Source organism: Halomonas sp. A020 (genome assembly GCF_027943625.1).
Classification (GTDB): Bacteria; Pseudomonadota; Gammaproteobacteria; order Pseudomonadales; family Halomonadaceae; genus Vreelandella; species Vreelandella piezotolerans.
On record NZ_AP022850.1, the window covers coordinates 706,206 to 732,950 of the forward strand.

Annotated in this window: 28 protein-coding genes; 4 read left to right on the top strand and 24 right to left on the bottom strand. The window is 53.9% G+C overall.

Features of this window, described 5'->3' with window-relative positions; all coding sequences use genetic code 11:
* Positions 1-61: 61 nt before the first annotated feature.
* The 11 genes from FRH_RS03225 to fliD (FRH_RS03275) all read right to left on the bottom strand — a co-directional run bounded on the left by FRH_RS03225 (position 62) and on the right by fliD (FRH_RS03275) (position 11,453).
* Complete coding sequence (locus FRH_RS03225) at positions 62-775, bottom strand: mobilization protein (protein WP_281997735.1); 714 nt, start codon at positions 773-775, stop codon at positions 62-64.
* 128 nt (positions 776-903) lie between these two features.
* On the bottom strand, positions 904-1,503 hold the full coding sequence (locus tag FRH_RS03230; protein ID WP_281997736.1) for a hypothetical protein: 600 nt from the start codon (positions 1,501-1,503) through the stop codon (positions 904-906).
* 101 nt (positions 1,504-1,604) lie between these two features.
* Positions 1,605-1,802, bottom strand: coding sequence for a hypothetical protein (locus tag FRH_RS03235; RefSeq protein ID WP_281997737.1), 198 nt, complete (start codon positions 1,800-1,802; stop codon positions 1,605-1,607).
* Positions 1,803-2,808: 1,006 nt separating this feature from the next.
* The gene (gene tagD, locus FRH_RS03240) at positions 2,809-3,270 is read right to left on the bottom strand and encodes a glycerol-3-phosphate cytidylyltransferase (protein WP_219861827.1); all 462 of its coding nucleotides are present in this window, start codon (positions 3,268-3,270) and stop codon (positions 2,809-2,811) included.
* A 1-nt stretch (position 3,271) separates the two neighbouring features.
* On the bottom strand, positions 3,272-4,246 hold the full coding sequence (locus tag FRH_RS03245) for a class I SAM-dependent methyltransferase (RefSeq protein ID WP_281997738.1): 975 nt from the start codon (positions 4,244-4,246) through the stop codon (positions 3,272-3,274).
* A 110-nt stretch (positions 4,247-4,356) separates the two neighbouring features.
* Entirely contained in the window at positions 4,357-5,577 is a 1,221-nt protein-coding gene (locus FRH_RS03250) for a tetratricopeptide repeat protein (protein ID WP_281997739.1), read from the bottom strand.
* Positions 5,570-6,523 carry a hypothetical protein gene (locus tag FRH_RS03255; RefSeq protein ID WP_281997740.1) on the bottom strand — a complete coding sequence of 318 codons (954 nt, stop codon included), beginning with the start codon at positions 6,521-6,523 and terminating at the stop codon, positions 5,570-5,572. The genes FRH_RS03250 and FRH_RS03255 overlap by 8 nt, the downstream gene beginning before the upstream one ends.
* Positions 6,524-6,775: 252 nt before the next feature.
* Entirely contained in the window at positions 6,776-6,973 is a 198-nt protein-coding gene (locus FRH_RS03260) for a hypothetical protein (protein WP_219861835.1), read from the bottom strand.
* A gap of 84 nt (positions 6,974-7,057) precedes the next feature.
* Positions 7,058-8,260 carry a FliC/FljB family flagellin gene (locus tag FRH_RS03265; protein WP_281997742.1) on the bottom strand — a complete coding sequence of 401 codons (1,203 nt, stop codon included), beginning with the start codon at positions 8,258-8,260 and terminating at the stop codon, positions 7,058-7,060.
* A gap of 236 nt (positions 8,261-8,496) precedes the next feature.
* Positions 8,497-9,897 carry a flagellar filament capping protein FliD gene (gene fliD, locus FRH_RS03270; protein ID WP_281997744.1) on the bottom strand — a complete coding sequence of 467 codons (1,401 nt, stop codon included), beginning with the start codon at positions 9,895-9,897 and terminating at the stop codon, positions 8,497-8,499.
* 209 nt (positions 9,898-10,106) lie between these two features.
* Positions 10,107-11,453 carry a flagellar filament capping protein FliD gene (gene fliD, locus FRH_RS03275; RefSeq protein WP_281997746.1) on the bottom strand — a complete coding sequence of 449 codons (1,347 nt, stop codon included), beginning with the start codon at positions 11,451-11,453 and terminating at the stop codon, positions 10,107-10,109.
* A gap of 308 nt (positions 11,454-11,761) precedes the next feature.
* On the opposite strand from fliD (FRH_RS03275), the gene FRH_RS03280 reads away from it, so the two are divergent.
* Both FRH_RS03280 and FRH_RS03285 read left to right on the top strand, forming a co-directional pair.
* Positions 11,762-12,082 (top strand): hypothetical protein, encoded by a 321-nt coding sequence (locus FRH_RS03280; protein ID WP_281997747.1) that lies wholly within the window; start codon positions 11,762-11,764, stop codon positions 12,080-12,082.
* 366 nt (positions 12,083-12,448) lie between these two features.
* A complete protein-coding gene (locus FRH_RS03285) occupies positions 12,449-13,444 on the top strand; it encodes a serine hydrolase (protein WP_281997748.1) in 996 nt (331 codons plus the stop codon).
* Positions 13,445-13,475: 31 nt separating this feature from the next.
* Here FRH_RS03285 and FRH_RS03290 read toward each other — a convergent pair whose 3' ends face one another.
* The 10 genes from FRH_RS03290 to FRH_RS03335 form a co-directional block, all read right to left on the bottom strand.
* Entirely contained in the window at positions 13,476-14,045 is a 570-nt protein-coding gene (locus tag FRH_RS03290; RefSeq protein WP_139525746.1) for a YqhA family protein, read from the bottom strand.
* Between the two features lie 107 nt (positions 14,046-14,152).
* The gene (locus tag FRH_RS03295) at positions 14,153-14,746 is read right to left on the bottom strand and encodes an exopolysaccharide biosynthesis protein (protein ID WP_281997749.1); all 594 of its coding nucleotides are present in this window, start codon (positions 14,744-14,746) and stop codon (positions 14,153-14,155) included.
* Positions 14,743-15,243, bottom strand: a complete 501-nt coding sequence (locus FRH_RS03300; RefSeq protein WP_281997750.1) for a TerB family tellurite resistance protein — start codon at positions 15,241-15,243, stop codon at positions 14,743-14,745. The genes FRH_RS03295 and FRH_RS03300 overlap by 4 nt, the downstream gene beginning before the upstream one ends.
* Before the next feature lie 59 nt (positions 15,244-15,302).
* Positions 15,303-16,316 (bottom strand): nucleoid-associated protein, encoded by a 1,014-nt coding sequence (locus FRH_RS03305; RefSeq protein ID WP_281997751.1) that lies wholly within the window; start codon positions 16,314-16,316, stop codon positions 15,303-15,305.
* Positions 16,317-16,363: 47 nt separating this feature from the next.
* Positions 16,364-17,125, bottom strand: coding sequence for an ABC transporter permease (locus tag FRH_RS03310; protein ID WP_139525750.1), 762 nt, complete (start codon positions 17,123-17,125; stop codon positions 16,364-16,366).
* A complete protein-coding gene (locus FRH_RS03315) occupies positions 17,122-18,057 on the bottom strand; it encodes an ABC transporter ATP-binding protein (protein WP_219861852.1) in 936 nt (311 codons plus the stop codon). The genes FRH_RS03310 and FRH_RS03315 overlap by 4 nt, the downstream gene beginning before the upstream one ends.
* A 147-nt stretch (positions 18,058-18,204) precedes the next feature.
* Positions 18,205-18,483 carry a peptidylprolyl isomerase gene (locus FRH_RS03320; protein WP_016915098.1) on the bottom strand — a complete coding sequence of 93 codons (279 nt, stop codon included), beginning with the start codon at positions 18,481-18,483 and terminating at the stop codon, positions 18,205-18,207.
* A 53-nt stretch (positions 18,484-18,536) separates the two neighbouring features.
* On the bottom strand, positions 18,537-19,631 hold the full coding sequence (locus FRH_RS03325) for a serine hydrolase (RefSeq protein ID WP_281998147.1): 1,095 nt from the start codon (positions 19,629-19,631) through the stop codon (positions 18,537-18,539).
* A gap of 62 nt (positions 19,632-19,693) precedes the next feature.
* Entirely contained in the window at positions 19,694-20,800 is a 1,107-nt protein-coding gene (locus tag FRH_RS03330; protein ID WP_281997752.1) for a heparan-alpha-glucosaminide N-acetyltransferase domain-containing protein, read from the bottom strand.
* Positions 20,801-21,018: 218 nt separating this feature from the next.
* Positions 21,019-21,315, bottom strand: coding sequence for a hypothetical protein (locus FRH_RS03335; protein WP_219861858.1), 297 nt, complete (start codon positions 21,313-21,315; stop codon positions 21,019-21,021).
* 420 nt (positions 21,316-21,735) lie between these two features.
* On the opposite strand from FRH_RS03335, the gene FRH_RS03340 reads away from it, so the two are divergent.
* Positions 21,736-22,677 (top strand): exopolyphosphatase, encoded by a 942-nt coding sequence (locus FRH_RS03340; protein ID WP_219861860.1) that lies wholly within the window; start codon positions 21,736-21,738, stop codon positions 22,675-22,677.
* A 94-nt stretch (positions 22,678-22,771) separates the two neighbouring features.
* Here the strand turns inward: FRH_RS03340 and FRH_RS03345 are convergent, their stop codons facing one another.
* The 3 genes from FRH_RS03345 to FRH_RS03355 all read right to left on the bottom strand — a co-directional run bounded on the left by FRH_RS03345 (position 22,772) and on the right by FRH_RS03355 (position 25,710).
* Positions 22,772-24,067, bottom strand: coding sequence for a TRAP transporter large permease (locus tag FRH_RS03345; RefSeq protein WP_281997753.1), 1,296 nt, complete (start codon positions 24,065-24,067; stop codon positions 22,772-22,774).
* The gene (locus tag FRH_RS03350; RefSeq protein ID WP_139525757.1) at positions 24,064-24,606 is read right to left on the bottom strand and encodes a TRAP transporter small permease; all 543 of its coding nucleotides are present in this window, start codon (positions 24,604-24,606) and stop codon (positions 24,064-24,066) included. Before FRH_RS03350 ends, FRH_RS03345 begins: the two co-directional genes overlap by 4 nt.
* A 123-nt stretch (positions 24,607-24,729) precedes the next feature.
* On the bottom strand, positions 24,730-25,710 hold the full coding sequence (locus tag FRH_RS03355; protein ID WP_281997754.1) for a TRAP transporter substrate-binding protein: 981 nt from the start codon (positions 25,708-25,710) through the stop codon (positions 24,730-24,732).
* A gap of 256 nt (positions 25,711-25,966) precedes the next feature.
* On the opposite strand from FRH_RS03355, the gene FRH_RS03360 reads away from it, so the two are divergent.
* Positions 25,967-26,740 (top strand): SDR family NAD(P)-dependent oxidoreductase, encoded by a 774-nt coding sequence (locus FRH_RS03360; protein ID WP_239297083.1) that lies wholly within the window; start codon positions 25,967-25,969, stop codon positions 26,738-26,740.
* Positions 26,741-26,745 lie beyond the last annotated feature (5 nt).

Genomic DNA, 26,745 nt, shown 5'->3' on the forward strand with positions numbered 1-26,745 from the left:
GATACCAGCAAAAAAGAAATAATAAACCGCCTGCTTATGATTTTTTGGAACTAGCCATCTCTCAAGTTGACTGCATCGACTCGCCGCCCAGGCCGACGACCTGCTCTAACTGCTCATAGGCATGCCGTAGCCACACCTTCATACGTTGGCGCTCGGCAATGTTCATCAGGCGGCGGTCGTTGGCCACCGCCCAGAAGCTACTGTTATTGAAATCGATTCTTTGGGTGAGCTTGGCATGCAGTCTTGGAAGCTCGATGAGCGCCACCCCCTGGTCAAAAGCTTGCGTATAGGTATCTGACTGCAGAAAGCGCTCGAAATGTTCGCCGCGGCCTTTGTTCTGCACCACCACGATGTCGACGGGTTGCGATGCGTAGCGCGCCAACACCTGAGACAGCAGCGTCACCGAATCGGCGCCATCGTCCATCACGTGCCACCACACGACTTGCATACCCAACTCATCGAGCAGGCCGAACACATCGGTTTCATCGATCCAGCGATTGATGGGCTGGGCCGATTGCGCAGCCAAATCGATGATCAAATCGCGTTCCGGGTGCTCCTCGACCGCCGAGAGCATGCCGTCCAGGCTGTCGTCGTCGCCTACCACCACCGGCGAGGCGTACTCTTGATAAAAGCGTGAAAACGTGCCGTGGGAGGCGTCGCAATCAAAGCCCAAAAACGGCCGTTCGTGATCGATGTAGTACTGCGCCAACACCCGCGCCGTCATCGACTTCCCCACCCCACCCTTCTCACCGCCAATAAAGTGAACCTTACCCATCCGTGTCTCTCCGCCGTCGGGCCCGATGCCCTGTTGGGAATTTAGCAGGAAAGTGATGGGCAGGGGGAAATCATCGTAATGAAAAGACCTTTGCCCTATAGCAGGGAAGTGAGGCAAACATATAAGCGTTATACTCTCGCCTGCCCTTGAATCACCGCATGAAAACCTGCGGAAGTAATCGGCTGCTGTTCGGCATCCACCACCGTGCCCCCTAAGCGCGCCAGCTTTTTAGATAGCGATACCAATTTCGCCAGCTGAAGTTTGCTAGGTGTCAGTGTACGGCTGTTTTTAACAATTTTAATGCTCACCCCCTTAATTGGCGGGTGGCTCGCTTGAGATTCGGTTAAGGGGGGAAGCTGACCAGCGCCTACAGCGTTTTCGATGACGATCGGCGTGCGCGAGGAATCTCCTGTCACGGCAAAGGTCTTGCTGCGCTGTTCGTATACCGCGCCTGCGGATGATAGCGTCACGCCTAGGCGGTCATTCAACGCGGGAGAGGGGGCTTTAAACAGCACCTGAACTTCCCAAGCGGCGCTCTGTTGATTGAGTAACACCGGTGCTGACTGGGGAGACAGCGAATCATTGGAAACGACAGCTGCACCCTGGGCAACAGGCACGCCCCCCGCCCTTCCACGCACCAGAAATAGATATAGTGCTACACACCCACAAGTAACACTTAGCCAAATCGCACCAATCGCCAGCACCAATAAAAGGGTTTGCGTGTCCATTGCCCATATCTCATGTTGTTAGCCAAGCAAAGCTTTATTTTTATGCATGAAACATTAGCCTAGGACAGAAAATTTGCAAGCTAACTATCTGTTACGTTGTGTCACTCTTTGTTGAGCATTTGCATCGTATGTTCACGCTGCTGGTTAACGGCTTTTCCCAAAATAGCCAGCAGCTGGTCGTAATCCTCTGGCTGGGTTTGGTCTAATCCGTGCAGCTCTACCTTTTCAATCAGCAACCGCGTTCCTCTGATGAGGGTATCTAATTCCAATATAACAGTTTTATGGCCTTGCGATGTCATGCCCATCTCAGCTGTGTTCCTGTAACTATTGCACAAGCTAATAAAACATCTAGGCATTTTCCAGTACAGTAGCCTCAAAGGCATCTAGACATGACAACATGTCTTGGCGTAGACCTTATGTGACCACCCCTCACCTTTTGTTAATTTAAATTAGCATCAGTATATTTAATGAGCGTTAATTACTGACCAATAGACAATGTCTCCCATAGTAACACTACGCATACTTAGCTGCGGCGACACCCTTACCAGAATTACATATCAATCCTGCCTAAATCAACAACCCTGGACTGACCATCCACAAAAATAGTGATCAGATTTGTTAACATTAATCCAGCTCTTATAAGTATTTTCATCTATAAAGGTGTTTCCAAGCACGGATTCCCATGCTTTGCTTGTTGTCAACGCTGCATCACTTACCATAGTTATGCAACGTCCTCTTCCTGATTTCTACACCAAGTTGAGATTAGTTAATTCATACACAAATACAGCAGAAACTGAAGACACACCTGCTCTACCTTCATTTAAAACAATATCATAAAGGAACACGTTACTAGCATGTGTTTTGAGAAAAGCCATATAACTGCCGGAGCTTAACTAACAAAAAACCTGCGACTCTCAGCCGTCATAGAAAAACTGTCTTCTGGCTTCGTAAAATCCGACACCCTCGACAAGCCCTTCCCTTATAACCCAAACTTTCACTACAACGATAGTATCATCAGAGTCTTTTTCGCTTTACCTTCAACTAAAAACCCTCACATTTACTTTTGAAACTTATTAACCCAATCTATTTTGCACAAAACTCCCGATAGACTTCATAACTTGAGTGGTCATATAGCTCTCACTTCAGCCATCGAGATGTTAATTATGAAAGCAGTCTACTAAAGACTGCTCTGTTTTAGAGCTTTATTTTTCTAACCATTCAGAATATCTCATATCCAGTCTAGATATCAAAAGCCACTAAAAATAGAGATTGCAGATTGCTGTGCGAATAAACGGATATTGCTAATTAACGTAATTTTTTCGCTAGTCGGCTAACTTGATCTATTGCACACTCCAGGGCGAGCAACTTATCTTCTTCGAGACGCGAAATAACAGTTCTTATATCTGTCGTGGAAATCCCTTCCGTACGCGGCAGATAAACAACCTCCACATCATTGGATAGTGTGTCAAACTTGCCAGCCCAATCATCTCCCATCCCCAGAATATCCACTCCGTATTCCTTCACATCACTGGCTTTTTGATCCCAGGTTTCTTCGGGAATAACCTTATCGACGAAACTAATTGAATTGATAATTTCACGTCGTTCGTCGAACGGATAAATTGATGCCTTACCCTTTTGAGCATTGAACGCATCTGTAGAGACACCTACTATAAGGGTGTCTCCCAGAGCTTTTAGGCGCCTGAGCAGGCGTATATGGCCAACATGCAATAAGTCAAATGTACCGTAAGTAATGACAACCTTACTCATTTCATCCACGCTCCGGTTTTTGTATATTGACCACTAATGCATCTGTTGTTAGTGCATCAGCTCGCTGTTCTCGCCACGTCTTTTCTAACCACCAGCGGTCTTCTCCTGGGAAAAAATCAGGTTCAGCTCCTAGCGGGGCGTTAGCATAAATCCAGTGCATGTAATTAAAAATGCCGTAGCGCTGATAGCCATATAGATTATCAGGTTTTCGATCCGTCCCTAGCTCGATCAGTTCACTCAACTTATCTGGCGAAAAATACGACAGATGCTCAATCATATAGGAATAATTAGCGAAAGCGGATGACAGCGATAGAAGCTCGTCATTCGCATTAGGTACTTCGATGGATAGCCAACCGCCGGGCTTTACCAACTGCCACGCATCCTTCACCAATTGAATCGGCTCTGGAACATGTTCCACCACATGCCATAGCGTGATAAGGTCGTAGGTAGATTGATGATTATGAGCAAAGATATTATCAAGCAAGCCCGCGATATAACGAATTTGCGTTGGGACTTCGTCACGCTCTTCTATTAACTTTTTGCCAGTTTCAATGCGCGCCTCGCTCGGGTCGAGCATATCAACTTGTGCACCGGGTAGTGCGCTCTTTAACAAATGAGAAAAGAACCCGTACCCCCCACCAATATCAAGACAAGCCGGCATAAATTGCTGACTTTGGGGCATTAGCCGATCCGTTAAAACACGGTTTACACGGCGTTGAGCTTCTAGCCAGGAATTTTCAATAAACTTCTTCAGGGGGGTACCGCACTCCTCGATGGAGGAGTAAACCTGCATATCTTTTTCGTAATGTGAAAGATTGTAAACTGGCAGAGAAAGCTGGCGATGCCCGCATGCAGCACAATTCACGATCTTTAAATTCCCTGACTCATCACCGCGAACGTTTTGAAAATGTAGCTGATAATCATGATAATGACAAAGTAGGCAAGAAAAACCTGTGTTTTCTGAAAACCACGTCATAAAAAAATCCTTTAAGCCTAAAAACCAAGAGCGGCAATTAGCACACCGCTCTGCTTCTTATTTCGTAAAACATATCGATTAATTAAATAGGGCTCTCGAGCCCTTAAGGGTTATAACAACGACTCCAAACGCGCTTCAATCTGTTGCAGTAACGTGTCGTCCGGCAGGTGCACTAATGAGCCCTGTACCATAGCCATCGCCTTCTTGATTTCCCCTTCATGCCATTTCTTGTAAATACGAGAAAATGCATAGCACTGTACCAATAAGGAAAATCTGAAATAGTTTTTGGCTCGAATTACCGTATCGAACGTGGGGTCAGGCTCTTTCCAACCTTCACCGTATAGCGCCACAAGCCAAGCTTTCGGATCTATTAAGGACCAGATAGGTTCGCCCGCCGGTGTGGTATCTTTTTTAAGTGTAAGCGGTGGGTAATAAGTGTTAGCATTCCATTCGTGTGGCACTTCTTCTTTTAACCAAAAACCAGTAAATACTTGGTTACTTTCCTTATCAACTACAAAGCCAGAAAGGTCTACCGTGACTTTTTTTACAGAGTGCACCATTGATCGAGGGTTATTTAAAAACTGGTTGGGAGTTTCTACCCAGCCGTTGTTTTCTAAACAACGTACCGCCCGCTCCATTTCAGTATGGGGAAGCCCCACATCGATGTCCTTATCAAAACTGATCAGACCGCCTTCACGCACCAGCCCTAGCAAAGTGCCATAGAGGGCAAACGCATGCACGTTAGCCATCGCTAGCTGATTCAAAGTATCCCACAAGAGCTCTTCGGTTTCAGGTTTATTGAAATCTTCACGTTTTTTTTTCGATGTTGTTTTTTTAACACTATCTATAGCAACAACTTCAGGCTGTTCAAGCTTAAGCGTTAGCGCCTTACGAAAGTGCTCTACCGATTCGGGCAGTTTGCCACGCCGTTGTTGCATAACGCCATAGGCCATATAAACGGAAGGGTTGTTTGGTGCAACATTCAATGCTTTTTTTATGAGCGGTTCTGCGTCATTAAAGCGGTTTTGTTGACTATAAGCTTGAGCAAGGTTGGTCTGCACCATCAGCATGCCGGGATCAAGATCCAGCGCTTTCTCATAATGCTTGATACTGGCTTCAGCCCGTCCATACTTGCCTAACTGCTCACCTAGCATTGCGTGTAGCACAGCATTTTCAGGCGCTAATTTAATGCCTTGCAGTAGCATGTTAATGCCGCGCTGTATTTCGTTGTCACGTAAAAAAGCTTGCGCACGGTTGATGTAGATACTAGCCGGTGATGACTGTTTTGGCTTTGCAACGCTGCTGTTCTTACGGCTGTTCTTTTTACTCACTTGACCCTCCTGCTTGCGGCTGGCTGCTTGGATGCTGGCCCTGCTTGTCCCAAGGTGCTGGGCTATATTTGGCCGTTAGGGTGAAGGTGTCCGGTTCGGTATCATACTGGCTGAGATAGCCACGCGTTGCTAAATAGTGGGTGGCCATCTCTGGGTCAATGCTACTCAACAGCCGGTGGGTAAAGTCATGCACCCCATGAACGGCGTCCATTAAAAAAGCCAGCTTAAGTAATCGGGTAGGTGCCATACACGCCAAACGATGTTCATCGGGTGTGAACACGGCTTCGATGGTATCTAGTTGAGTGGCTTGCTGGCGTTCTAGCTTTTGCTTTCTAGGCAAGTGGCTATGGTGGATAGGCTGATCAAAGCGGTAGCATTGAAACCCGTGCTGCGTCATCCACTGAAAAATAGTCGCCACATCGGGCTGACGTTGACAAGTGGGCATTAACGGCAGGCGCACGTGGATCAGCAGCGTTTCTTTTAGATATTGCGTACCATTTTCCAGCACGGCCAGGCTGTCGTTGAGTTCATCCAGTAACAGCCAATCGACCTGATTTAGGCCCTCGATGGCGTCTAACTGGAGGGTAGGCACGGGCACTTTAGCCAGCACTTGTGAATCGCTACGCTTGCGCTCGGGCAGCTGCTCGGGTGCCAGCGGCTCCAGGGTACCGCTTTTCTCCGGGGCCATGCAGGCGTAAAGCGTGGCCGGTTCACCGTTGCCAAGCAGCGCATGTGGAAACACCTGAAACTCATCCAGGCCTTTTAGCTCTTCCTTATCCGTCAAGCGGCTAGCAGGGTCGAAAATGATGGTCGCGAGAGCATTCAGCTTCATCAGGTCATCAAAATTTTTCTGGAACGGCAGGCGAGCGCCGTTATCCATCACCATGATGCGGCCCTGAAACTGCCAGCTGAAATCGGCAGTGGTATCGGTGCGGTCTGTGTGCATTTTTAGCCTGTTATTCTCCGGGCGGAAGCAAAAGCGGCGTTAGGCGCTGCGGCTGAGCCGGTACTAGCCCGCAATAAAGCAGCAAATCATGACCTTAGGATAACAAGAAAACGATAACGTAAAGCAGTAAATACCCGTCACAAAACGTGGTTATCGGTCAAAGCAATTACACCAATGGCTCCCGCAGTGTGCTGTAATTTTCTGGCATGTGCTCATCCATGGCGATGACCTCCGAGTTGCTAAGCCAGAAGCTTATATTTTGTTAAAAAGGCTATCAATCTCTGTCTTTAGCTCAACAATCGCTCCTGCAGCCTTACTAGCAATTTTCTCCTTTTCTTGTTCGGTTTTTCCCGACATAGATCCAGCAATTACGGAGTTTGCAATCACCTTAGTGACAAGACCATCGATTTTCTTTTTTGATTCGATTTTTTCAGCGTTAGAAATAGACAAAATAATATCTCCTATATATTAAAAACGGGAACCCTTAGGCTCCCGTCGGTATGCACTACTTCAACCTTTCGGCTAAGTGTCAGATTAACCCAGCAGAGAAAGAACGTTCTGCGGAATCTGATTAGCCTGTGCCAGAACAGAGGTACCCGCCTGCTGAAGGATCTGAGCACGGGTCATGCTTGCCACTTCAACGGCATAATCCGCATCTTCAATGCGTGAACGAGCAGCAGAGAGGTTAGTAGCATTGGTATCAAGGTTAGTAATGGCGTCTTCGAAACGGTTTTGCACCGCACCCAGCTCAGAACGCAAACCATCAATAGTACTCAGTGCACTATCAAGCGTAGCCAATGGGTTAGCTGTGGCTTCTGTTACATTAGCTGCTACATCGGTTAGACCTGCACGGGCGGCATCTAGGGGTTGTGCCTCAGCTCCGCCACGAATAGAAAACTCAAGTACGGCCGCTGCTGAAGCAGTACCTGCGGTGGCGACAGCGAAATCAACCTCGTAGAAATCTGCTGCAGAACCAGAACCAACTCGTGCAAGGAAACTGCCATCTTCACGCTGTACAAGCGTTGCTGAAGTCACGCCTGCAGGTACGGCGGAGGTATTCAAGGTCGGCGCAGCAGAAAAAGTTACTGCATTCGCACTAGCATCAGCTGAGGCTGCAGAACCAAAATTAAAGGTGGTACCATCTACAACTAATGTAGACAATTCAGTTGAGCCACTGCCAAAGGTCACGGCTTCGGGCTGCTCAATACCACGAACACTGAAGTCATCAATATTCAGGGCGCTAGAGTTGATAGCTTGAAGCGCAATAGAGATAGTTTCTCCATCGTTTGCACCCACTTGGATGTCCATTGCCTGAACACCATCAGCAAGCACCTTGGTACCGTTGAAGTCTGTTTCAGCGGAGATACGATCGATTTCTGCTAGACGCTGGGTAATTTCATCTTGGATAGAACCCAAGTCAGCTTGGCTGTTCGTACCATTTTGTGCTTGAACAGTTAGTTCACGAATACGCTGGACGTTGTCGTTAATTTGGTTCAGTGAACCTTCAGCAGTTTGCGCAATAGAAATACCGTCATTAGCATTACGGCTAGCTTGGTTCAGGCCGGTGATCTGCGCAGTCATACGGTTTGCAATTGCTTGACCAGCCGCATCGTCTTTTGCGCTGTTGATGCGCATACCAGAGCTCAAACGCTCCATGCTAGTCGTAAGCGCGTTTTGAGATTCGCGCAGATTCTGCTGGCCAATCATGGAAGTAATGTTGGTATTGATCACTGACATGGTGATTCTCCTTGCGTGTGAACTGGCCGTCAGGCCCGCTTTTCGGCTACTTGTTGCGCCGTTATATTGATTAACGGCCTGATGAGGAGAACCTTTAGGGGAAGTAGTAAAAAATTATGTAATATTTGGTAACTGGGCGATATCGGTAGTAGGCTGGAGTCACCTTCGACGCTGCCTCTTACCTCAGAAGTGAAAAAGCCCCCTGACGATGGGGGCTAGCGGACAACGGGTAGCGATTACCTCTTACGCCCCAGCTGTGCATCCAGCGCATCAAATTGCTGGGTGAGGTAGGAACTCATGCTGTTCATTTGCGCAATCATCGCGTCTAACTGGCCGAACTGAGAGCGGTAGCGGCTGATGGTGCGCTCGATGGTCACTTCCATGCGTACAAAGCGTTCGTCTAGACTTTTCACGCGGTTTTCAGCGCCGCTAATGGCCAGCTTGACGACTCCGTTGTTGCCGAGCATTTGCTCTACGGTGGTAGTGAGTTTCCCTGCCATTCCGTTCGCGGTTTTATCACCTGCAAAAAAATCGCTCAGCGCTTGGGGGCTATTGGCGACGAGATCACTCATCTTAGCGTCGTCCACTTTCAACTTACCATCACGCTGCAAAGTGATGCCTAACTGGTTCAAGGTGCCTAGCTCGCCACCTTCCACACCGCCCGTTAGCACACTGCGCAGGCGACCTTCAATGGTGCGTACGGTGTTATCGCCTACCAGCTCACCGGCGGTGTCAGCATCGCCGCTGAAGCTGGTGAGCTTGCCAATGGTGCCTTTTAAATCGTTGAACGCTTTTACGAAGCCGTTGATGGCTTCGCGCTGCTTTAGCGTGTCGCGCTCGATATTGATGGTACTGGTCGCCGTTTCGCCATCGGCAATGCTGAGTTCGGCTAGGTTCAGCGTGACCCCTTGAATGGCCCCTTCTATTTGATTGTTGGCACTGCTAATGGAAATACCGTTGACCGTCAGTGCTGCATCTTCGCCCGCACGCTTGGTGGCGGTATCTTCACCAAAAGGGCCTGCTACCGTTACCGCCGGGTCTTGACTGGTATCGACAAAGCTAAAGCTGGCAATAGAAGCATCCGCGCCGGTATTTTTAGAGCTGAGCGCCAGCCGGTAGCCTTGGCCATCGTTGATGATGGTGGCGTTAACGCCTGCATCTTTATTGGCGTTGATGGCATCGCGTATCGCGGAGAGGCTGCTGCCAGGGGCGATATCAATATCCACAGAGTCCGCACCGCCAAAAGCCAGCCGTAGGGCTGTCGCGCCCTGGAGGTCTAGCGCGGTGTCTCGGTCAGTCACACGGGTTGAGGCCAGCGTGCCGGAAGTGGCTAACTGCGATACCTCTACCCGATAGCTACCGGGCAGCGCGCTGGCAGACGTCGTGGCTTTAATGGCATCACCACGCACGTTCGCAGAAAGGCTTTGGTAGAGTTTCGGGTCGTTGAGCTTTGCTAACGCATCTTGAAAACTGTTCAATGACGTTTGCAGCTGGCCATAGGCAGAAATTTTTGCCTGCTGCTGCTTTTTCTGCAGCGTGATAGGCGCGAGTTTACCGCGCTCCGCTTCTTGAAGCTGATCTAATAAACCGGTGAGATCCAGGCCAGAGCCGACGCCTAGGGAGGTTATTGTCGCCATGCAGATGTTCCTCGATGCAAAAGGCTAAACCCACAGTCATTAATAAAATGCGCCAACGGTGGCGTTGCGACTGGATAGATAGCATGTTTATCGACGGAACAGCGGCCAACTTTAGGCTTTTTTTACCTCTTAACGACAGATAGCTCATTCCTTCAACAAAAACGCCTGCTTAGCGCAGGCGTTTTGCAACATTTTTAGCTCTAGTGCATTTAGTCGCGGCCTAACTGAGCGTCTAGCGCATCAAACTGCTGGGTAAGGTAGCTGCTGGTTTGGTTCATTTGAGCGATCATGCTATCCAACTGACCAAACTGGGTACGATAGCGAGAAATGGTCTGCTCGATGGATTGCTCCATGCGCGTGTAACGCTCGCCCAGCGACTCAATGCGGGTTTCAGCACCAGAAATAGCACCGGATACCGTGCCATTACTACCTAACAGCTGCTCGATGGTTTGGTTGACTTGGCCTGCCATACCTTCGTTATCGGCAGCGCCTGCAAAAAAGGCAGAGAGCGCATCCTGATCATTGGCAATGGCATCATCTAGCTTGCCGCTATCGATTTCCAGCGTGCCGTCTCGTTGCAACGAAATACCGATATCCGTCAGCATGGAGAACTGGCCCTCTACGCCACCACCCAACACGCTGCGTAAACGAGACTCCACCGTGCGTACCGCACTATCACCCAGCAGTTCACCGGCAGCGCCGGTTTCAGCATTAAAGCTAGTGAGTTCGCCAATGGTGCCTTTTAGATCGTTGTAGGCATCGACAAAGCCGGTAATCGCTTCGCGCACTGCACGAGTATCTTGCTCGACTTTCACCGTGCTGTCGCCTTCGGCCTGAAGGTTGAGCGTGACGCCCTGAATCGCACCCTCTACTTGATTAGTAGGGCTGGTAATGGCAATGCCGTTTACATTCAGAGAGGCATCGGTGCCGGTTTGCAATGTGTTATCAATATCGGCAGCAAAAGGTGCCGTGTCAGAAAAGCTAAAATTGGTGATAGAGGCCTCGGCGCCCGTCTCACTCGAACTTAGCGCTAGCCGGTAATCCGTTCCATCGAAAACGATAGTCGCATTAACGCCGGACTCTTCGCTGGCATTGATAGCATCGCGTATGTCTTCGAGGGAGCTATCTGCGGCAATGGTTACGCCTTGCGTGCTGCCATCACCAAAGGTGAACGTTAGCGTCTGCTCAGTGGTGGTAAGCGCCTCGTCCTGGGCAGTCACGCCTACCGATGCCAAGGTACCGCGAGTCGCCAGCGTATCCACCGTAACGTTATAACTCCCGGGCTGCGCTTCGCCATTCGCCGTTGCCGAGAGCGCCTCACCTCCCACGTTGGTAGAAAGGCTCTCATAAAGCGAGCTGTCATTGAGTACGTCGGCCGCGTCTTGAAAAGCAGACAAAGCCGTTTGCAGCTGGCCGTAGGCAGATATCTTGGTTTGCTGGGTTTCCAGTTGCCGTTCGATGGGAGCCAGCTTGCCGCGCTCAGCGTCTTGCAACTGGTCGAGCAGGCCGTTGAGATCCAGCCCTGAACCGATACCCAATGAAGAAATGGAAGCCATACGTTACTGTCCTTTTTTGAAAAAGCCGCCTGCCGTGCTGACGCCCCTTATCCAATACGATTCGATGTCGAAGTAGTTATTGATGTTTTATCGGCCAGCGTTTCAAAAACTTTAGGGCGCCCCCCATCCTGGGTGACAATCCTCACACTCCCTGGATGAGCCATCTACTTTGTTGGCCAGTGTAGACAGCCTACATGGCGATTGGATGACGCTACCCAGCACCTGATATAGACCTTGGTCTAATCCCCCTCCTGCATTATAATGCACTGCAGCACATCCATTTTGCTGCGAATGCAGGAGCCTCCCCCATGCCCGCCGAAGCGTTACACTCTGCGTCGACCGCCTCCTTCCATATTCAGCGCAGCTTACGACACTGTCTCTCCAGCGTGGCCGAAATGCTGTATGAGAGCGGACACGTGCTCGAAACCATCACACTGACACAGCGAGGTCTGTCCCGCCAAGAGCTGGATAGGCTTCGCCAGCAGCACCCGCGCTGGGCGATTTGCCAAACCACCTTGGAAAAGAGCGACGCCGCCATGTTCAATGACTATGGCCGCTTGGTGTTGACGCCATTGGGCCGAGAGCTAATGTTCGATATGTTTGGTCAAGGTGCCGCCGACTGCGCTTGAGCATCATTAGCGATATGAAAACGCCCGCTGAGAAAGCGGGCGTTGGCAGATGCTGATGTCGCGCTGCGTTAGCACTGATATTTCAGTACTAACGCTTCGATTCTGAGAGAACCGCTTAGCGCAGCCCTAACAGCGAAAGAATAAACAGCACGACAACGATCAGGCCGATGATATAGATGATGTTACGCATAATGGCACTCCTTGCTTTTGCGTTTCATGGAAATCAAAGGGTTGCTTCCCTTCAACGGGTGCTTTTAGCGTAGCAGGCTTTTCATCGGTTTGCGTAATGTCCGTCAGCGTTCCGCTGAGGGAACCTTGTCTGTGCATGGCTTTCAGAGCCGTACCACTCTCTTCTCAGGTATCGCCATGAAAACGACGGCTTTTATGCTGGCGTGTGCAATAAGTGCGTTGACCGTTACGCCGGTCCTTGCGTCAGCCCCTTCATCGGAGGCGCTGCAAGCACTCGATCGACAGGCCCGAACCCTCGATCGTCTACACACCGTCGTGGTGGCACATGACGGTACGATCATTCATGAGCATCATCAGGGCGGTCCCGGCGTCTCGGAGCCTGCCAACGTCAAGTCGCTTTCTAAAACGGTATTGGCCGCCGTGACCGGCGCGGCCATCGAATCAGGCATTATCGAATCGGTGGATCAGCCCCTCGTAGCGCTACTCGATAGCGTGCCGAGCAGCGCCGATCGTCGAGTCAACGACATCACGGTCGCTCACCTGTTGGCCCAGCAGGCTGGGTTGGAGCGCACCTCCGGCAGCAACTACGGCGCTTGGGTAGCTAGCGCTCACTGGGTCAACGATGCGCTTACACGCCCGTTCGTCGACCGTCCTGGTGGTCGAATGCTCTACTCTACTGGCACCAGCCATTTGCTGTCGGCAGCGCTGACTCAGGCCAGCGGCGAAAGCACGCTTGCACTTGCGCAGCGCTTGCTGGGCGAGCCGCTTGGTATTGCGATTCCCCCTTGGCCGCAGGACCCTCAAGGGATCTATTTTGGTGGGAACGACATGCAGCTTTCCCCACGCGCGCTCATTGCGATTGGGGAGCTATACCGTAATGACGGCAGGACCGATGGCCAGCGCGTGCTGCCGGAGGGTTGGGTAGAAGCCTCTTGGACGCCCAGAGGCCAATCGCCTTGGACAGGCGATGGCTACGGTTTTGGCTGGTTTATGACGACGCTCGCGGGTGAAGACGTTGCTTACGGGAGAGGATATGGCGGGCAGGCGCTGTATGTGATTCCTGAGCGCGACATGACGGTGGTGATTACGTCAGACCCAACGCCGCCCTCTCCCGGCGGTCAATTTCAGCAATGGTTGAATGAGCTGGTCGTCGGTTTATTGGAGGATGAGTAGCGCGGCGCAAGAAACGTCACGCCCTCGCCAACTACTCCCCTTTATGCGCCAAACTCATCAAGTAGAGCGCAGCGGCCAGCGCCAGTACGGACAGTGCCAAGTAGATCGCATCCAGCGGTGTGGCGAAGCGAATGTCCACCACAGCGCGGAAGAACTCGATGATCACGGCCAGAATCACCACGCGGGCGATTTTGTCTTTCAACTGATCCAGCGAGGCGACGTTGAAGGGGTGGGCGGGGTAACGCACCTCGGCTTGGTCGATACGCGAGACGAACAATCGATACACGCCCAGCCCGAAAATCAGCAGCACGATGGCAATCAGATAGATATCCACCGCGATAATGATGTCGGGCACCAGGGTGTCATGGATATTTTGGCTGTCGTCCACCAAGTAGTAGTGCAGCACATCCCCCACTACCTTGAAAATATCCAACGTACCGACGATAAACAGCATCAGCGAGCCCAGCAGGCTTGGCACCACCGCCAGCATGACCAAAAAGCGCGAATTCCACAGCGCCGTCTCGATACGCCTCTCCCAAGTAGACTGCTCGTGAGGCGGCTTGGGTGGCGGTGTCGACTGAGGTGAAGGTGAGTGACTCATCGTAGACGCATTGCTCCTTATGGTATCCAAGCCCATCACAAACGTACCTTGACTCTGCCTAACACGTCGACCAGCGGAGCCAGTTCACAAGCAGCGCTTGGTAAGCATTAAATAAGATTCATCAAGACGACCGTAAACGTTACGCCCGTCAGCAAAAACCCCAGCGCGAGCATCAGGCCATCTCTCGCCACCAACCCCAGCCCAAACAGCGAAAGTGCCAATCCAGCGCCGTTGGCACTGAAAGGGATGAACTCCATGGGTGGCATCGCTAACGCCACCAGCAGGCAAGCGAAGGCCGTCACCCGAATACCGATATAGCCCGTCATCCACGCCAAGCGCACGCCCAGCAGTCCATCGACCCAACGGGCCGGTTTTTTCATGTAGTGCAGCCCTTTATCGAATTTATGCCGAGACAAAGAGCGGTTGAGCAACCAACCAGGTAGCCAAAACGTTGCTCGACCGATCAAAAGCTGCACCGACGTGAGCAGCACCAAGGCGGCCATCAGCGTTGGCATTCCGGGGATATCACCAATGATCGGCGCCAGCGTAATCAAGCCTGCCAACAGCAGCAGCGGACCAAACGAGCGCCGCCCCACCGCATGCACCACATCATCCACGCTAACCTGCGCGTTTTCCCGCTCCATCCGTTCCATGGTGTGGATCAGTTCGGTTAAATTCGTTGCTTCCTGCGTATCGCTCATGGGCGTCTCGGCGCTCCTTTGCCGTGAGTGTTGCGATGGATAGCGCTCTCGTCAGGTGAATGGCTGAGTTTGCTGCGAATGAAGTCGCTGTGGCTGACGTAAAGTAGATCCGCCAGCCGACGAATGCGATGCTCTTCCAGCGGGTCGAGCGAGCCATCGGCCCAGGCCAGCTCCCACATGAGGTTCACCAGCTCCAGGCGCTGATCGTAGTCGTAGTGCTGTTTGATCAGGCTAACGAACTGATAGTGATCCACTGCATCGTCGACCTCCGCCTCTGCCAATGCCATCAACTGGCTGACATCTTGCTCATCGAGCCGGTAGCGCGCCATCAGCATTTGCTTGAGGGCCGCGCGCTCTACGTCGCTCTGATCGTAGTCCGCGCGCATCACCTCACACAGTAGCGCTGCCGAGGCTAGCTCCAGGGTCAGGCTTTGATCATCACGCTGCTCAGGCGCAGAGAGGGCCTGTTGAAAAAAAGAGTGAATGGCATCCAGCACGGCGAACTCCTCCTGTCAGTGGCTAGCTTAGGACTCCAAGATGCCTCGAGAGTGCCGCCTCAATCCTTGCGCTTGGCAAGCTGCTCTTTGAGCTGTTTGGGCACTTGTTTGATGATCAGCCGATCTTGGGTTTCGTCATATTCAATACTGGAACCCAGCAGGTGTGAATCAAAGCTGATCGAGACGCCCCCAGAGCGACCGGTAAAGCGACGAAACTGGCTGATGGTGCGTTTGTCCGGCGGAATTTCCGGCGAAAGGCCGTAGTCGGCGTTGCGAATATGGTCGTAAAACGCCTTGGGCTGCTGCTCGTCGACGAGCTCGGAGAGCTCTTCCAGCGTCATGGGTTCGCCACGGCGTAACTGCTCGTGGGCGTAGTCGACCAGCGTATCGGTTTTTTCACGGCTGGCATCGTCGTCCAGGTCCTCTTTTTCGACGTAGTCGCTAAAGGCTTTCAGCAGCGTACGGGTTTCGGCAGGAGCATCGATGCCCTCCTCCATCCCTAGCAGCGCCGCGACGCCGTCGGCCAGCTTTTTACCGCCGCGATCCTTCAGGAACGACACGTACTGCGTGCTTTCCGTACCGCTCTGCCACTGGGTCAGGTTGATGCGGGCCGCCAGGGTGAGCTGGCTCGTATTGAGCTGGGCGGCGGGCACCGCCTGGTGTGCGTCGTTGAAGCCAATGCCTTCCCGCTGATGCACGAGCGCCATGAACAGCGTTTCGGTGTCACCTTGACGAAGATGGGCGATGACCAAGAAACCGCCCACCGAGAGCTGGCCCTGCAGCGTTTGAGCCAGCCGCTCGGCCATGGCGCTGGCCAACTGGGCAAAGGTTTGCTCGTCGGCTTGATACGTCTTGAGCCACGCCACCAACGGCCCCGCTTGCTCACCCTGCTCGGCAAAACGCCCCCAGCCTTTTGCCTTGGTGTTGTAAGTGTCGTTTAGCGCGTTCACCAAGCTTGCCATCACCGCGTCATCGCTGGCGGTGTCGGCCTCGGTAGGTGGGGCAGTCACACTCAAGCGTTCGCCGTCGAGGGAAGGCTCCAAGCGGTAAACGGTACTGTGTAGTAGCGGCATAAACAAACATCACCTTTTGAAAAAACGTCGACTAGCGCACATCGATATCAAGGCTTCAAGCGGTAGCCAGTGCGGAAAATCCAGGCAATGGTGGCAAGACTGGCCGCCAGAAACAGCAAGATCATCGCCACGCTGGCCCCTAAGCTGACATCGCTGATGCCGTAGAAGCTCCAGCGGAAGCCGCTGACGAGATAGACCACCGGATTCGCCAGGGTCACACTCTGCCAAAACGGCGGGAGCATATCGATGGAGTAGAAGCTGCCGCCTAAAAACGTGAGCGGGGTAATCACCAACAGCGGCACGAGCTGCAGCTTGTCGAAGCCATCTGCCCAGATACCGATGATGAACCCCAGCAAGCTGAAGGTGACGGCGGTCAGCACTAGGAACGTCAGCATCCAGAACGGGTGGGCGATCTGCAGGGGCACAAAGAAGCTGGAGGTGCCGAGAATGATCAGCCCCAGCAGTATCGATTTCGAGGCCGCCGCCCCTACGTAGCCCACGACGATCTCTAGATAGGAGATCGGCGCCGACAAAATCTCATAGATGCTGCCGGAGAATTTGGGAAAAAAGATGCCAAACGAGGCGTTCGAGACGCTTTGGGTCAGCAGCATGAGCATGATCAAGCCAGGCACGATGAAGGCACCGTAGCTCACGCCGCCAATTTCCGTGATCCGCGAGCCAATCGCCGCGCCAAACACCACGAAGTAGAGCGAGGTGGAGATCACCGGCGAGACGACGCTTTGCAGCAGCGTGCGGCGGGTGCGCGCCATCTCCGCCATGTAAATCGCGCGAACGGGATAGAGGTTCATGAACGCTCCTTCACCAAGTCAACGAAGATGTCTTCCAGCGAGCTCTGCCGGGTGTGTAGGTCTTTAAAGCCAATGCCCGCCTGCTCTAGCTGCGTTAACAAGGTAGAGATCCCGCGCCCTTCCTCTTCCTGGCGACCATCGTAGGTGTACACCAGCTCATGACCGTCGGCGGCCAAGCTGAGCGCTTCCTGCGCCAGTGCGGGCGGCAATTCCGCCAGCGGGCTATGCAGTTGCAGGGTCAGTTGCTTGCTGCCCAGCTTTTTCATGAGCGCGGCTTTTTCTTCCACCAGTACGATCTCGCCGCGATTGATGACGCCAATGCGGTCGGCCATCTCTTCGGCTTCTTCGATGTAGTGGGTCGTGAGAATGATCGTCACCCCCTCATCGCGCAGCCCGCGCACCACGTCCCACATGTCCCGGCGAAGCTCGACATCCACCCCGGCGGTCGGCTCATCCAAAAACAGAATGCGCGGCTCGTGGGAGAGTGCTTTCGCAATCAAAACCCGGCGTTTCATACCGCCGGAGAGCGTCATCAAGCGGTTGTGACGCTTATCCCACAGTGAGAGCGACTTGAGCACTTTTTCGATATGGGCTGGATTGGGGGATTTGCCAAACAGGCCGCGGCTGAAACTCACCGTGTTCCACACCGTTTCGAACGCTTCGTTGGTGAGTTCTTGCGGCACGAGACCGATCCGCTCGCGGGCTTGGCGGTAATCGCGCACGCTATCAAAGCCGTCGACGATGACATGGCCTTCGCTTGGGTTAACCAAGCCACATACCACGCTAATCAGCGTGGTTTTACCCGCCCCGTTCGGGCCGAGCAGAGCAAAGATTTCACCGCGTTGGATGGTCAAATCCACACGGGTGAGCGCCTGAAAGCCACCTTCGTAGGTTTTATTCAGGCCATCGATGGTGATGATAGGGTCGTTCAAGGCGTGCTCCTTACATCGCGGGCCAGCGCAGTACCGGCACAGCACGATGCCAATGGCACCGCGACGGCAGTCGCGGTGCATGACGGCCTTTAAAAGGGATTAGACGATGTCTGGAAAGGCGGCGTGCGCCGCCAGTCAGACAGAGTGCTAGGTGCGGCTGGTGATTTCGAGCAAGTGATAACCAAACTGAGTCTGTACCGGCCCATGCACTTTATTGAGTTCACCGCTGAAGACGACCTTGTCGAATTCAGGCACCATTTGGCCGGGGCCAAAGCTACCCAGGTCACCACCTTGGCGACCAGAAGGACAGCTAGAGTGCTGCTTGGCGACATCGGCGAAATCACGACCGTTTTCGATCTCTTGTTTCAGCGCGTTGCACTGCTCTTCGCTGCTTACCAAAATATGACGGGCGCTGGCACGTGCCATAACGAACTCCTTTAATAAAACCAATTTGGCGGGCCAGTTTACCACGCCTGCCGCTAGTCGTGACCCAAGGCACCGCTATAACGCAGCGCCTCGCCCACCCTCGCCAAAGCGCGCTCGTGCGCCTGCACCGAGAGCGGCCCACGGGTACACGCCACCACGACCCAAGGGCCGTTTCCGGCGCGGCTCTCCTGGGAGGCGAGCACGTCGCGAGAGGCAATACCAGCATCACAGCTTCGCCGATGCTGCGTGCCCGTTTTGTGCGCAAAGGTAAATGCGCGGCCCATGCCCCGTTTCAAACGGTGCTCACCGGATTGGGTTCGTTGCATGATGCCAAGCAGCGTTTGGCGCTGTTCGGCATTCATATCCTCCATGCCACCGCGATGCAAGCTGGCCAGTAGGTCGCCATAGGCGCGCAGCGTGCCGACGTTTTCACCCGTGGCTTCATAAGCATCGAAGGCGTGGTCATAGTCGGGTTGACCGAAGCTTTCTTCGCTCACGCCCAGCACACGGGCCAACGCAGCGGAGCGCTGGTTCACACCGTGTTGACGCAGGGCGATAAAATCTAACCCGCTCAGCTGGCGAGCCCCGGGATGCCATTGGCCATACACGCCTTGGCGAACGTCCACCAGCTTGCTGATGGGGCCGAGATGCTCCGGCTGGCCGTTGCTGGCAGCGATCATACGGCGGGCACGAGCATTCACGGCCTCCAGGCCGACGCGGTCGATCAGCATGTCCGTGGCGGTGTTGTCGCTGACGGTAAGCATCTGCTCGAGCAGGTAGCGCACCGAGATCGGCGTGCCGGGGTCGTGCCAATTGACCGGCCCTGCGCCATCGACAAAGTCGCTACGTGCCAGGATCAGGCGTTCATCCAAGGAGAGCGTGCCCGCCTGACGCTCGGCCAGCACCTGAGCCGCCACGGGCACTTTAATCAGCGATGCCAAATACCAGGGGGCGTCTGCCTGCCACGCGTACGCCTCGCCCGTTGCGAGATTCTGAACGTAAACGCCAAGTGCTCCGCCAAATACGTCTTCAATGGCGCTTATTCGGGCGTCTAGATCGCCTTGCCAAGGGCTCTGCTTATCGACCTCGTAATACCAGTTCGTGTTAGCCCATACCGTGGCGCTGGCGGGCAATAAAACACCTACCAGCGCTGCCGCTAGCCAGCATTTAAACTGTCGCAACCGTACCTCCTACCGCTGATGGTGGCGAATTATTTGTATCGGGCGATCCAGCGCGTTAGCCAAATCCACAGCGCGGCCCCAATAATCAACAGCCCACCGACGCCAAGCGCCTGTGGATAGGTGTACATGCCTTCTCCTTCCAGCAGAAAACGCAGCACCAGAAAAATCATTACAATGTGAAAAATGAACGCTTTGAGGGCATCGCTACCCACGACCGTCAGCGGTGTCAACACCCGAGATGCCGCCGACCCACCCGCTAGCGCCATGCCCAGAATCACCAGCGCACCACCCACGCTGTACAGCGTGAATTTTAGCCCAGGCGGGTGCTTGCCATCGTTATTCGCCACCGCCAACATCGCGGCAGACACATCGCCTTCGGCCAAGGCCAACCCATAGAATGCGGCGACCATCACCGCCCCTGCGCCCAACAGCGCCAGCACCAGTCGTCGCCGCAGCGCCGTATCAAAATAGCAGCGTAGCAGGGCTTCACCGATCAGCAGGCCCGTCAAAATCAGCGGCGCGCGGCTGAGCTGCCCCCAGGTGTAGTGGTCTTCATGATCGACCAGCAACGCTTTCAAGGTATCGTTACCGCCAAAGCTTAACCCCTGCAGCCAAGCAGAAAGCGCGGTCAAGCCAATAATGAGCGCACACCGACTCCATAGCGGTGCGCGCGCCCATAGCGGCAGCACGAGCGGCACCCAGAGTAGCGCAATGGCGTAAAAGCCGAGAATCTCTACCCAAATCGCAAAGCGCTGGTAAAGCAGCGCATCGACAATATCGCCAGGCGCGTAATACGGCAGCATCTCGACGATGGTGAGCGCCTTGTACCAAAACCACACTTCTATCGCGCGCACCCACAGTTTTAGCCGCCTTCTTGGCCATGCATCCGTTTGGGTAGACGCTAAAAACGCCACGGCCAGCGCAATCCCAAATACTAAAATGAACAGAGAAGAAGAGAACTTGGTAAGAAAGTGGACGGGCACCATGCCCCAATCGGGCACGTTGCGTATGCCAATCAGCCCGCTCACCGTGTGGCTGAGAATCATCAGCCCAATCGCTATACCACGGGCGAGATCGATCGCATCTATACGCCCTTCCGCACGGGGAAGGTGCGGCACTTCTTGCCAGGTAAACACGTTAGCAACGTCCTTGTAGGGTGTTCGTGTTAGTGAAGCGTTGCTTTTACCATAGCCTATCCGTCTAGTGAGATACGGCGCGTTATTAAACGTTGCCACTCTTCCAACACAATAATTTCAACACAATAATTCCAACACAACAGTGCCCCGCAATGGCGGGGCACTGTGCTGCTCATCCATGAGCGTGAGGTAAAGGACTTCCTTTCGCTAAGAGGGGGTTACTGGCCGGACGTGTCGTCCTTTTCCGCTTCCCACTGCTCCTGCTCTTCTTCCTCTTCTTCATACGTAAATTCTTGCTCTTCCTCTTCGTACTCGGTGGTCACGTCATCCGTCGTGGCATCCTGCTCCTGACCGGTGTCGTAGGAGTTATAGGTGCCTTGCTCATCCTGCATGGTCTCTTCTTGCGGTGTTGTAGGCTGCTCTTCGTGCTCTTCCATCGCAAACGCCAACGGGCTTGCTACCAGACCAAACGATACACCCAGAATACCCAGTTTCTTGAGAGCTTCCTTTTTCATGGTCGTGCCTCCTAATGGCAACTCTTTCGTTCAATTCAGCGTTCAATATTCACAACGTTGCAACTTCACGATCGATAAGAGCGGCGAGTCGTCCTAACTTTTCGCTCTTGCCCAGTCATTGCAGTCAACGTACCAGGGCATACCAAAAACTCATATATCATATATTTTTCAAAAACTTATTTAATAAATGCGCGGTTATATATCCACTGATTCGCGACTTTTAATTAGCGAAAACTTGTTTATGTTTGACACATGGGACCCAGCGATTCATGCCATTCAGCACGCAGGCTAATTAAGCATCAGAGATAGCGGTCAAAGCAGAAGCGTTGGTGGGAGAGGTTGCAAGGCCAGAAAGGCTTATTTTAACCCAACATAACTGCTGGTATCTTTTGGTCACCGTTCATCGTATCGAGAAAACAAATGTCTACCCAACAAGCATCCACGTTTCGTTTAGTGACCCGCAGCGATTTTGATGGTTTGGTTTGCGGTGCCCTGCTCAAGCATTTGGGCCTCATCGACGACATTACCTTCGTGCATCCGAAGGACATGCAGGACGGCAACATTGAGATCGATGCCAACGACATCACCACCAACCTGCCCTACGTGCCTGGCTGCCACTTGGCTTTCGATCACCATTTGAGCGAAACGGTGCGTAACGTCGAGCGGGCCGACAACCACATCATCAATGCAGACGCCCCGTCTGCGGCCCGCGTGGTGTGGGAGTACTACGGCGGACATGAGGCCTTCCCCGCCCGCTGGGACGACATGATGGACGCCGTCGATAAAGGTGATTCTGCCCAGTTCAATAAAGACGAGATTCTCGATCCTCAGGGGTGGGTGCTGCTGAACTTCATCATGGATGCCCGCACGGGCCTGGGCCGCTTTCGCGATTTTCGTATTTCCAACTATCAGTTGATGATGAAGTTGATCGATTACTGTCGAGAGCACACCATCGATGAAATCCTCGCCCTCGACGATGTACACGAGCGCACTACGCTTTACCGTGAACACGAAACGTTAGCGAAAGAGCAGATCAAGCGCTGCGCTACCGTACATGGCAACGTGGTGGTGCTGGACCTACGCAACGAGGAGATCATCTACGCGACCAACCGCTTCGTCATCTACGCCATGTACCCCGACTGCAATATCTCGATTCACGTAATGTGGGGGCTCAAGCAGCAGAACACCGTGCTAGCGATTGGTAAATCGATCCTCAACCGCTCCAGCCGCACCAACGTTGGCGAGTTGTGCCTAAGCTACGGCGGTGGCGGTCACCTGAACGCGGGCACCTGCCAAGTCGATAACGACCAGGCAGAGAAAGCGCTGGCGGAGATTGTCGGGAAGATTAGAGCGGATGGGTAAAGAAGCTACTTATCTACCTTCGTTCTTCTAATACCCACCTCGTCTTCGCCCCTCACGTCACTAGCGTCTAAGGGGCGAAGCAAACGACTCTTCTTCAATACCCCATGACATCGGGCAGCCAAGTGGCCAGCCCAGGTACGGCGATCAGCAGCAGAATGGTCGCCAGGATGGGCAGCAAGAAGGGCAGTATCGCGGTCACCACTTGGTCATAGCGTAAGCGTGTAATGCCCACCATCAAGAACAGCACTGTGCCAAACGGCGGGGTAATCACGCCTACCGACAGCGTAATCACCATGACGATACCGAAGTGTACGGGGTCTAGCCCGGCGCTCAGCGCGGCGGGCACGACAATGGGGGTAAAAATTAGGATGCTTTCGATCACCGACATGAAGCAGCCGATCAGCAGGAAGAACAGCGCAAAGCAGAGCAGCAGCACGAACATGGGCATATCGATACTAGCCACTTGGCCCGCCAGCGCCTGGGGGATGCCCATACGCACGAGAATCCAGCCATAGAAGCTAGACACCGCGATAATCAGCAGGATCACCGCACTGAACATCAGGGTGCGACGGAAAGCATTGAAAAGATCCCGCCAACTCAAATCGCGATAGATCAAGCCACCCAAAATCACCGCATAGAGCGAGGCAATCGCGCCTGCTTCCGTCGGTGTGAAAAAGCCGCCCCAGATGCCACCGACAATGATCGCCGGCATCATCAACGGCAGAATGGCACGTTTTCCCGTGCGGGCGACTTCACACGCATCGAAGGGAACCGGCTTCGGCATCACCACCTTGCCACTGGCCGATAGCAATAGCGTCATGCCCATGAGCAGCAGCGCCATCAATATGCCCGGCAGTAGCCCCGCCATGAACAGCCCACCGATACTCACATTGGCCAGCCAGCCATAGACCACGAGGGCGATACTGGGCGGGAGAATGGGGCCGATCACACTAGAGGCCGCCGTGATGCCGGTCGAGTACCCCAGTGCGTAGCCACGCTCTTTCATGGCTTTGATTTCGATGCTGCCAAGCCCGGCAGCGTCGGCCACGGCAGTGCCCGACATAGTGGCAAAAATAGAGCTGGCGACCACGTTAGCGTGGCCCAGGCCACCCTTGGTAAAGCCCACCAAAGCGGTGGCAAAGTCAAAAATGCGCGTCGTGGTGGAGCCGATATTCATGATATTGGCGGCCAAGATGAACAGCGGGATTGCTAAAAGCGTAAAGTTATTGAGGGTTTGTACCATCCGTAATGGCAACAGTTCGACGGGCAACCCGCCGGTTCCCGTTACGACGAGAGCAACAAAGGACGTCACGCCGATGGCGACCACGACAGGCAAGCCTATTGCCATGAGCACTAGCAGGCCGCCGACGAATATCAGTAGTTCGGTCATGGCCGAGAGGCCTCCTCTTCACGGGCCGCGCCCAACCACACCACGGGGCCGCGCACGCATTGCCACAGGGCGATCAGCGCCATGCCCACAAAGCTGAAAAAGACACCGTAATAGAGGTAACTGAAACTGATGCTGAGCGAGACGGTTTTATTGTTGGCGCTCACGTCCGACATGATCCAAGCCCCCCAAGCGGCAAGCGCGAAAAAGCCAAACGAGATCAGCGCCGTGAGACGATATTGAACATGCCGACCCAGGCCGGAAAGCTTGTGACTAAACAGATCAACGGCTAGGTGCTCGCCGCGCACCCAAGCCGATAGAGACCCAAAACCAATGGCATAGATGGCTAGCATCGAAGCCACCTCTTCTGTCCAGGGCATCCCAATGCCGAGCAGGTCGCGGGCAATCACAGCCGCCACGATTAGCAACAGAATAGCGGCCATGAGCGCAACGCCCACCCCGTCGCAGAGACGAGTCACACTCCTTAGCGTATAGAAAGCCACTCGATCCAACCCTTTGCTGGGCGCTACCGCGTCTTCCACCAGAAAGCTCCTTATCTGAACGTTTTTTGATCGCAAATGGAAACTAGTCGTTGATAGCGTATTGACCTGACGTCTAAAACAGCGACGACCCAAGGGGCCGTCGCGAGCGCTGTGCTACGTGTGTTACAGGTCTTGATGACCCAGCGCGTCTTCACGAACACCGTCGGCCATATCCGCCATGACGCGGTCAATGGCCGGTAACGCGGCTTCACGGAAAGGCGTAACGTCTGGCTCAATCACGGTCATGCCTTCCTCTTGAAGGGCCTCGAGATAGAACTCGTCGAGTTCGCGCTCTTGCTCTGAACCGTATTGACGGGCCACGTCGATTGCCTCTTCGATCAGCGCTTGGTCCTCGGCTTCGAGGCCGTCCCACCAGCGCGAACTGGCCACCCAGCTCCACGGGAACTGCACGTGGCTGGTCATGATCAGGTAGTCCTGTACTTCCCAGAGACGGCGAGTGTAGGGGGAGGAGAGCGAGTTCTCATGACCATCGACCTGACCGGTCTGCATGGCAAGATAAATTTCGGGTGCGGGTACGTTGACGACCTGAGCACCGATCTCTTCCCACACTTCCAGCCATACTGGCAGCGACGGTAGGCGCAGGCGGAAACCCTCCAGATCGTCCGGCGTGTGGATCTCTTTATTCGCCGTCATATGGCGGGGGCCGCGGTGCTGCAAACCAAAATACTTCAAGCCGCCCTGGCTTTCGGCTTGCTCCACCAGCGCTTGGCCGGACGGACTCTCCATGTAGGCATCCACTTCCTCCCAAGTGGTGAATACGAAAGGAACCGTAATGGCGTCATATTCAGGCGCATACTGCTGGCGCCAGTTACCGCCGGTGATGGAGAGCTGGGTTTGACCCAAGTTGAGCAGTTCCAGCACGGCGTTTTCGCCGCCTAGCGAACCGGCTAGGAAAGGCCGCACGTCAAAGCGGCCGGGCGCTTTCTCTTCCAAATACTCGGCGAAGCGCTCCACGGCGGCACTTTCGGAACCGCCCTCGCTCATGGTGTTGTTGACTTGAATCTCAATGGGGTTGGCCAGTGCGAACGGGGCTGTCGTCAACATGCCTAAGGTCGCCAGCGTGGCAAGCAGGTGTTTCCGCATGGGAAGGCTCTCTATGGTTGTCGTTATTGGGTGTGATGCTGGCTCGATCTTGAAACAAGCCGCCAAGGCGCTCAAATCGGCGTTCGAGAAGGCAGGCTTCGTCAATGACGATGGCTGCAATCGCCCAGAGAATGGCGCCTTTTCAGAGATGCGGCGAAAGAGTGCGACTAAAGATGGATACTCAAGCGCTCGGATTCGTCACCCAATGACGCTTTCCCGAGCAGTTCAATATCAAGTCACTGTGGGAGTATTCTCCATGCACGAAACCAAGCAGGTCGTGTTCATCACCGGTGCGACGTCCGGCATTGGGCTCGCGTGCGCTCACCTCTTTGCCCAGGCAGGCTGGGCACTCGTTTTGACAGGCCGACGCCAGGAACGTCTAGAGCAGCTACAGGCGACCTTTGAAAAACAAGTGCCGACTCATACGGCGGCGCTGGACGTCAGCGACGCCAAAGCGGTGGCCAACGTCGTGGCGGCCTTGCCCGAGCCTTTTCAGCGGGTGCGCACGCTGATCAACAATGCCGGGCTGGCGCTGGGCAAGGATCCGGCACCGCAAGCATCACTGGATGACTGGCACCGTATGATCGATACCAACATCAAAGGGCTGGTCAACGTCACCAAACACTTGCTGCCGCATCTGTGCGCTTCTCCCTCAGGGGCCACAATCATCAACCTGGGCTCCATTGCCGCCAATACGCCCTACCCGGGCGGCCATGTATACGGTGCCACCAAGGCTTTCGTGGAGCAGTTCAGCTATAACCTACGCTGTGACGTGGGCCCGCTGGGCATTCGCGTCACGGACCTGGCCCCCGGCATGACGGCCAGCGAGTTCACCCTGGTGCGCATGAAGGGCGACCAGAGCGTCGCCGACCGCTACTACGAAGGTGCTCAACCGCTCCAGCCAGAAGACGTGGCCACGCAGGCGCTGCATGTGGCCTCCCTGCCTGCCCACGTCAACATCACCCGCCTGGAAGTCATGCCCGTGTGTCAGCAGTGGTCAGCACCGACCATTTTGCGCAACCAGACGTGAGTGTT

Coding starts and splice junctions, on each gene's coding strand:
- FRH_RS03295 (WP_281997749.1), bottom strand. CDS start 14,746: ATGAGCGATACGCAGGAAGCAACGAATTTAACCGAACTGATCCACACC.
- fliD (WP_281997746.1), bottom strand. CDS start 11,453: ATGGCTTCCATTTCTTCATTGGGTATCGGTTCAGGGCTGGATCTCAAC.
- FRH_RS03345 (WP_281997753.1), bottom strand. CDS start 24,067: ATGACCGAACTACTGATATTCGTCGGCGGCCTGCTAGTGCTCATGGCA.
- FRH_RS03310 (WP_139525750.1), bottom strand. CDS start 17,125: ATGAACCTCTATCCCGTTCGCGCGATTTACATGGCGGAGATGGCGCGC.
- FRH_RS03305 (WP_281997751.1), bottom strand. CDS start 16,316: ATGCCGCTACTACACAGTACCGTTTACCGCTTGGAGCCTTCCCTCGAC.
- FRH_RS03285 (WP_281997748.1), top strand. CDS start 12,449: ATGAAAACGACGGCTTTTATGCTGGCGTGTGCAATAAGTGCGTTGACC.
- FRH_RS03280 (WP_281997747.1), top strand. CDS start 11,762: ATGCCCGCCGAAGCGTTACACTCTGCGTCGACCGCCTCCTTCCATATT.
- FRH_RS03225 (WP_281997735.1), bottom strand. CDS start 775: ATGGGTAAGGTTCACTTTATTGGCGGTGAGAAGGGTGGGGTGGGGAAG.
- FRH_RS03340 (WP_219861860.1), top strand. CDS start 21,736: ATGTCTACCCAACAAGCATCCACGTTTCGTTTAGTGACCCGCAGCGAT.
- FRH_RS03335 (WP_219861858.1), bottom strand. CDS start 21,315: ATGAAAAAGGAAGCTCTCAAGAAACTGGGTATTCTGGGTGTATCGTTT.
- FRH_RS03235 (WP_281997737.1), bottom strand. CDS start 1,802: ATGACATCGCAAGGCCATAAAACTGTTATATTGGAATTAGATACCCTC.
- FRH_RS03360 (WP_239297083.1), top strand. CDS start 25,967: ATGCACGAAACCAAGCAGGTCGTGTTCATCACCGGTGCGACGTCCGGC.
- FRH_RS03245 (WP_281997738.1), bottom strand. CDS start 4,246: ATGACGTGGTTTTCAGAAAACACAGGTTTTTCTTGCCTACTTTGTCAT.
- tagD (WP_219861827.1), bottom strand. CDS start 3,270: ATGAGTAAGGTTGTCATTACTTACGGTACATTTGACTTATTGCATGTT.
- FRH_RS03290 (WP_139525746.1), bottom strand. CDS start 14,045: ATGAGTCACTCACCTTCACCTCAGTCGACACCGCCACCCAAGCCGCCT.
- fliD (WP_281997744.1), bottom strand. CDS start 9,897: ATGGCGACAATAACCTCCCTAGGCGTCGGCTCTGGCCTGGATCTCACC.
- FRH_RS03265 (WP_281997742.1), bottom strand. CDS start 8,260: ATGTCAGTGATCAATACCAACATTACTTCCATGATTGGCCAGCAGAAT.
- FRH_RS03355 (WP_281997754.1), bottom strand. CDS start 25,710: ATGCGGAAACACCTGCTTGCCACGCTGGCGACCTTAGGCATGTTGACG.
- FRH_RS03230 (WP_281997736.1), bottom strand. CDS start 1,503: ATGGACACGCAAACCCTTTTATTGGTGCTGGCGATTGGTGCGATTTGG.
- FRH_RS03255 (WP_281997740.1), bottom strand. CDS start 6,523: ATGCACACAGACCGCACCGATACCACTGCCGATTTCAGCTGGCAGTTT.
- FRH_RS03320 (WP_016915098.1), bottom strand. CDS start 18,483: ATGGCACGTGCCAGCGCCCGTCATATTTTGGTAAGCAGCGAAGAGCAG.